Annotated in this window: 2 protein-coding genes; one reads left to right on the top strand and one right to left on the bottom strand. The window is 69.2% G+C overall.

Features of this window, described 5'->3' with window-relative positions; translation table 11 throughout:
* The coding region (locus AAD496_RS14320; RefSeq protein WP_349829532.1) for an IMP dehydrogenase at window positions 1-937 on the bottom strand (937 nt) is incomplete at its 3' end.
* 348 nt (window positions 938-1,285) lie between these two features.
* Here AAD496_RS14320 and AAD496_RS14315 point away from each other — a divergent pair.
* The coding region (locus AAD496_RS14315) for a multifunctional oxoglutarate decarboxylase/oxoglutarate dehydrogenase thiamine pyrophosphate-binding subunit/dihydrolipoyllysine-residue succinyltransferase subunit (protein WP_433913776.1) at window positions 1,286-4,763 on the top strand (3,478 nt) is incomplete at its 3' end.

Raw genomic sequence — 4,763 nt, 5'->3', positions numbered from 1 at the left:
GGCCGACCGCCGTCATCATCCGGGTCGTGCACATGGCCCCGGGGCCCACACCGACCTTGACGATGTCGGCACCGGCCCCGACCAGGTCGGCCACGCCCTCGGCGGTGACGACGTTGCCGGCGACGACGGGCACCCCGAGGTCGAGGTCGCGGACACCGCGGAGGACGTCGAGCATCTTCTCCTGGTGGCCGTGGGCGGTGTCGACGACGAGGACGTCGGCCCCGGCCGCCACGAGGTCCCGCGCGCGGTCGACCGCCGAGCCGTTCACGCCGATCGCCGCCGCGATCCGCAGCCGGCCGACCGCGTCGAGGTTCGGGATGTAGACGTCGGCCCGCAGGAGGGAGGCCGGGGTGAGGGCACCGACGAGGCCGCCGTCCGCGTCGACGACGGGCGCGAAGGAGAGCCGGGCCGCGGTCATCCGGTCGTAGGTCGCCCCGAGGTCCACGTGACCGGCGGTGACCGCGTGGTCGACCGGTTCCATGACGTCGGCGACCGCGGTGAAACGGTCGACCCCCGTGAGCGAACCGGCGGCCACCGTCCCGACGACCACGTCCGCGTCGTCGACGACGACACCGTGCCCATGGGAGCGCTTGGGCAGCAGGTGGAGCGCCTCCAACACGGTGGCCCCGGGAGACACCCGGACGGGGGTCTCGTAGAGGGGGTGGCGGTCCTTGACCCAGCGGATGGTGTCCGCGGCGACCGGCAGCGGGATGTCCTGCGGGAGCACCGCGAGGCCACCGCGGCGGGCCAGCGTCTCGGCCATCCGACGGCCGGAGACCGCCGTCATGTTCGCCGCGACGACCGGAGTGGTCGAGCCCGTGCCGTCACCGGCGGACAGGTCGACGTCGAACCGGGAGACGACGGCGGAGCGACGGGGCACGAGAAAGACGTCGGAATAGGTGAGGTCCTGGGCCGGGGTGTCGGTGACGAACTCCATGGGTTCCCGCTTTCGGTCGAGGGTGGAAGGGTGGGTGACACGCCGGTGACCACGAGGGACCGGCACCGGAGCGAATGCTGCCAGAGGTCGGACACACCGGGCCACCGGCGTCTCCCGGGGCGGGTGTTCCGTGAGGGGCACCACAACCCTGAGGTCCGCTTTGCGTACCTTTGGCCGGTCGACCCGACCTGCCCGTCGTCCCGCGCGCGAATTCCGGGGTCCGGAGGTATTAGGCTGACCCCGACGTCCGAAGCTCCGATGTGGAAAGAGGCGAACATCGCCGTGTCCGTGAACACACCCGACCGAACCGCCGAGGATTTCGGCTCGAACGAGTGGTTGGTCGAGGAGATGTACGAGCAGTACAAGGCCGACAAGAACTCGGTCGACCCGGCCTGGTGGCCCTACTTCGAGAAGTTCGGTGACCGGGCCCCGTCCGGTCAGGCCGCACCGGAACAGGCGCCGAAGGCCCAGGCCGCCCCTGCTGCACCCGCGGCACCTGCGGCACCCGTGACCCCGGTCAAGCCGGCGGCAGTCTCGCAGAAGGGCGTCACCCCGTCGGTGACGGAGTCGGAGACCCCGAAGGCGGAGACGAAGACCGTCGCGTCGAAGAAGGCGGCGACCACCTCTGCCGCCCCGACGGACGCCCCCGACGCGGAGGACGAGGTCGTCAAGCTGCGCGGCCCCGCCAAGGCGATCGCGACGAACATGGACGACTCCCTCACCGTCCCCACCGCGACCTCGGTCCGCGCCCTGCCCGCCAAGGCGCTCATCGACAACCGCATCGTCATCAACTCGCACCTCAAGCGCACCCGCGGTGGCAAGGTGTCGTTCACGCACCTCATCGGCTTCGCCGTGATCCGGGCGCTGAAGAACTTCCCGAGCCAGAACGTCTACTACGAACTGCGTGACGGCAAGCCGACGATGATCAAGGCCGGCCACGTGAACTTCGGGCTGGCGATCGACGTCCCCAAGCCGGACGGCTCGCGGTCGCTGCTCGTGCCGAACGTGAAGAAGGCGGAGACCCTCACCTTCAAGCAGTTCGTCGACGCCTACGACGACCTCGTGGCCCGCGGCCGCGAGAACGCGCTGACCGCCGAGGACTTCGCCGGCACCACCGTCTCGCTCACCAACCCCGGCGGGATCGGCACCGTCCACTCGGTGCCGCGCCTGAGCAAGGGCCAGGGCTGCATCATCGGTGTCGGCGCCCTCGACTACCCCGCCGAGTTCCAGGGCGCGAGCCAGGAGACGATCAACCGCCTGGCCGTCTCGAAGGTCCTCACGCTCACCTCCACCTACGACCACCGCGTCATCCAGGGTGCGGGTTCCGGTGAGTTCCTCAAGCTCGTCCACGAGTACCTGCTCGGCAAGGACGGCTTCTACGACGAGGTCTTCGAGTCCCTCCACCTGCCCTACGAGCCGGTCCGCTGGGTCCCCGACGTCGACGCCAACGACCAGGACGACATCAACAAGACCGCGCGCGTCATCGAGCTCATCGAGGCCTACCGCAACCGCGGCCACCTCATGGCGAACATCGACCCGCTCGTGTACCGGCAGCGGTCGCACCCCGATCTCGACATCAACGAGCACGGTCTGACGCTGTGGGACCTCGAGCGCGAGTTCCCCACCGGCGGGTTCACCGGCCGCCCGGTCAACACGCTGCGCAACATCCTCGGTCAGCTGCGCGACTCCTACTGCCGCACGCTCGGCATCGAGTACATGCACATCGCCGATCCCGTGCAGCGCCGCTGGTTCCAGGCCAAGCTCGAGGTGCCCCACGCCGCGCCCACCCGCGAGCAGCAGAAGCACATCCTCGACCGGCTCAACGCCGCCGAGGCGTTCGAGACCTTCCTGCAGACCAAGTACGTCGGCCAGAAGCGCTTCTCGCTGGAGGGTGGCGAGTCCGCCATCGTCCTGCTCGACACAGTGCTCGAACGGGCCGCCGACAACGGGCTCGCCGAGGTCGCCATCGGCATGGCCCACCGTGGCCGCCTCAACGTGCTCACGAACATCGCCGGCAAGTCCTACGCCCAGGTGTTCCGCGAGTTCGACGGCATGCTCGACCCGGAGTCGATCCAGGGCTCGGGCGACGTGAAGTACCACCTCGGCACCGAGGGCTCCTACACCTCGATCTCGGGCAACACGACGAAGGTCTACGTCGCGGCCAACCCCAGCCACCTGGAGACCGTCAACCCGGTCCTCGAGGGCGTCACCCGGGCCAAGCAGGACGTCCTGCACGGGGACACCCACGACTACCCGGTCCTCCCGGTGCTCGTCCACGGCGACGCGGCCTTCGCCGGGCAGGGCGTCGTCACGGAGACCCTCAACCTCTCCGAGCTCTCCGGGTACCGCACCGGCGGCACGGTGCACGTCATCATCAACAACCAGGTCGGCTTCACCACCTCCCCGGCCTCGGCGCGCTCGTCCTTCTACAGCACGGACGTCGCGAAGTCGATCGGTGCCCCGGTCCTCCACGTGAATGGTGACGACCCGGAGGCCGTCTTCGAGGCCGCGCAGCTCGCATTCGAGTACCGCCAGGCCTTCAACCGGGACATCGTCGTCGACCTCGTGTGCTACCGCCGCCGCGGTCACAACGAGGGCGACGATCCCTCGATGACGCAGCCGGTCATGTACTCGCTCATCGACGAGAAGTCGTCGGTGCGCAAGCTCTACACCGAGTCGCTCGTCGGTCGTAAGTGCATCTCCGAGGAGGAGGCACAGGAGGCACTGCGGGACTTCCAGGCGAAGCTCGAGGCGGCCTTCAAGGAGACGAAGGAAGCGGAGAACCAGGCCGGTTCCGGCGGTTCCGGGTTCGCCGTCCCCGGCGCCCACACCCCCGCCCCCTTCGGGTACACCGACCGGTCCACCGCGATCGGGCAGGACGTCGTCGAGCGCATCGGTGACGCCCATGTCGAGATCCCGGAGACCTTCACGGTCCACAAGAAGCTGCGCAGCCTGTTGCAGAAGCGGCAGGAGATGGCCCGCTCCGGCGGCATCGACTGGGGCTTCGCCGAGCTGTTGGCCTTCGGTTCCCTCGTCATGGAGGGCGTACCGGTGCGCCTGGCCGGGCAGGACTCCCGACGTGGCACCTTCACCCAGCGCCACGCGGTGATGGTCGACCACGAGAACGGCAACGAGTGGACCCCGCTGTCCAACCTCACCGACGACCAGGCCTCCTTCGCCGTGTACAACTCGCTGTTGAGCGAGTACGCCGCCCTCGGTTTCGAGTACGGCTACTCGGTGCAGCGCAAGGACGCCCTCGTCCTCTGGGAGGCCCAGTTCGGCGACTTCGCCCAGGGCGCGCAGTCGGTCATCGACGAGTTCATCGCCGCCTCGGAGATGAAGTGGTCGCAGACCTCCGGTGTCGTCATGCTCCTGCCCCACGGCTACGAGGGTCAGGGTCCCGACCACTCCTCGGCCCGCATCGAGCGGTTCCTCCAGCTGTGCGCCGAGCAGAACATGACGGTCGCCTACCCGTCGACCGGCGCCTCGCACTTCCACCTGCTGCGCCGCCACGCGCTCACCGAGGCCAAGCGTCCGCTCGTCGTCTTCACCCCGAAGTCGATGCTGCGCAGCAAGCAGGCGGCCACCGAGGTCGCGGACTTCACCACCGGTTCGTTCGAGCCGATCGTGCTCGACACGGACGTGGACGCCGCACAGGTCGACCGCGTGGTTCTCGTCTCCGGCAAGCTGTACTGGGACCTCAAGGCGGCCCGTGACAAGGCCGGCGACACCCACACCGCCCTCGTCCGCGTCGAGCAGCTCTACCCGCTCGACGAGGCCGCGATCGCCCGGGTGCTCTCGACCTACCCGGACTCGGCCCGCTTCG

The sequence above is a fragment of the Brevibacterium litoralis genome (assembly GCF_040212315.1).
GTDB classification, from domain to species: domain Bacteria; phylum Actinomycetota; class Actinomycetes; order Actinomycetales; family Brevibacteriaceae; genus Brevibacterium; species Brevibacterium litoralis.
The sequence above is the reverse complement of the archived record's forward strand: the minus strand, read 5'-3'. Positions and strand labels throughout refer to the sequence as shown.